Here is a 1,905-nt window from a genome sequence, read left to right on the forward strand (position 1 = left end):
CCCGTTTCGGTCGGTCTCGGGGTGTGGGCGAGTCATGCAGGAACGGTCATTCCCGACCACGGGCCGGGGGATGCGGCGACCGCCGGGCCTGCGCCTAAGCCGCCGGTCGGCGGCTGTGGGCGACTCGCGCGGGAGCGGTCATTCGCGACGTCGGGCTGGGCAAGGCGGCGAACGCCTGCCTGGCGCTGTGAGGCCCGAGGTGTCCCATCGGGCTGTCTCTGCGCCCATTACCGCTGGCCGGGGGCTGTGGGCAGGCTCCGCAGAAGCCGTCATTGGTGGCAAGCGCGGTCGGCGCAGCTCTTCCGGTGGGCGCTGCGTCTTCTCCGGCTGGTAGAAGGTTGTCGACAGCCGTTGGCGGTAGGCGCAGCTGATGCATGCGTCAGACTCCCACTTGCCGATCTGGCCGATTGAGCCTCATAGTTTGGGCAAGCGCCGAAGGGTGCCACCTTATGGCCTAACAGTAGCAGGGCCTTAAGACGCCCACCGGCGTGAAAACCTCTCGCCGATCCACAACAGAGTTTCGGCTCAAGATTTACTCGCGGTGATCGTCGCGAGATCTGCCGCGCGATCCCGAAGCGCGGCCCGCCCATTGGCCCAAGCGTCCCGCTCGACGGACAATGCGCTCCGCAGCCAGGCCAACGTCAACCGCCGCGTCGCCTCCAGCGCCTCGGGGTCCTCCACGTCGGTCTCCCGCGCGTCGAGCCCCGCGATCCCGCCAAGTCCGTGGCCCACACCTTTAATCGTCAGCAGGACCTCGGCCCCCGGCGCGTCGTGGAAGGTGTCCGCATGCCAGTCGGGACCGCGCGGCGTGAAGTGCGGATCATCTTCCGCGCCGCAGACCACGAGCATCGGCGTCGTGATGCCGCTGAAATCGACATCGAAGAAGGGGAAGCGCGCGGCGTGTTCCGGCGTCAGAACGACGCCGCCGCGCCCCGGCGCCGCCAGCAGGACGCCGGCGCGGATGCGCGGATCGGCGAAGTCCTCGCCCAACAACCGCCCACCGAGCAGCAGACTGCAGGTGTGGCCGCCGAAAGAATGGCCCGCGACGGCGATCCGGTCGTGGTCGAGCCGCCCCGCGATGGCCTGCGCCTGCCGCTCGATCTCGCCCAGCCGGTCGAGGATGGCGCGCGTCTCCGCCACGCGCTCGCGCCAGAAGAACGGGCCTTCGGGCAGGTCGGGGTCAAGTCCGCCGATCCGCGAGCTCGCGTGCGTCGGCTGGATGACGGCGAGCCCCCGTTCGGCCCAGAACTGTGCGAGCGGGGCGTAGCCGTCTTTCGACGGGAGATGCTTCGACGGACCGAAGCCATGAGACAAGATAACTATCGGAAGGCCGTACCCGATCGCGGGCGCGGTCAGGCGCAGCTCCAACGGCTGGCGGCCAGGCATTTCCAGCCGGATCGGCGTGTAGGCAACAGTCTGGGCGGGGTCCGGCGTCGGCAGGACGCGCGACCGGTCGATCAATCGGTTCATTTGCTGGCCTCGTTGGTTGAGGGCGTCCGCCAGGCTCCGCGACGGCCGCCGCGGCGCTCGTCATGGGGCGCCCGAACGGGAGATGGCGGCGCCGGTCTCGGTTCGGTCCGTGCCGATCCGGGGGGCGTTGGTAGGCTCACGCCGTTGACAGTCACTGGGCGCATGGGTTCTGATCAGTGAGAGTTGGTATTATCGAGGTGCTGTCGCTCGATCAGTACGCGCTTTACTTCTTCGACCATGGCGCGCCGGTGGGTCAGCGCCTCGCGATGCGTCACCCCGAGCAGGTTCTTGCGATCAATAGCCAGAATGGCAACGCCTTCCTTGATCGCGTCCCGCCAATGGCTATGTTGCGCAAAGGTGGCTGGCGGAGGGATTCACGTCGCGAATCCAGCGTGATAGCCGGGGTGGATGAGCAAGCCGACACCCCCGACGTAC

General features: G+C 68.1%; 1 protein-coding gene and 1 pseudogene. One reads left to right on the forward strand and one right to left on the reverse strand.

Features of this window, described 5'->3' with window-relative positions:
• Positions 1-525: 525 nt before the first annotated feature.
• The gene (locus BLW43_RS22600) at positions 526-1,470 is read right to left on the reverse strand and encodes an alpha/beta hydrolase family protein (protein WP_093257190.1); all 945 of its coding nucleotides are present in this window, start codon (positions 1,468-1,470) and stop codon (positions 526-528) included.
• 197 nt (positions 1,471-1,667) lie between these two features.
• Here BLW43_RS22600 and BLW43_RS24130 point away from each other — a divergent pair.
• Positions 1,668-1,905 (forward strand): annotated as a pseudogene (locus BLW43_RS24130) (hypothetical protein); the annotation flags it as partial.

The sequence above is a fragment of the Rubrimonas cliftonensis genome (assembly GCF_900107585.1).
In the GTDB taxonomy this organism is placed as follows: Bacteria; Pseudomonadota; Alphaproteobacteria; order Rhodobacterales; family Rhodobacteraceae; genus Rubrimonas; species Rubrimonas cliftonensis.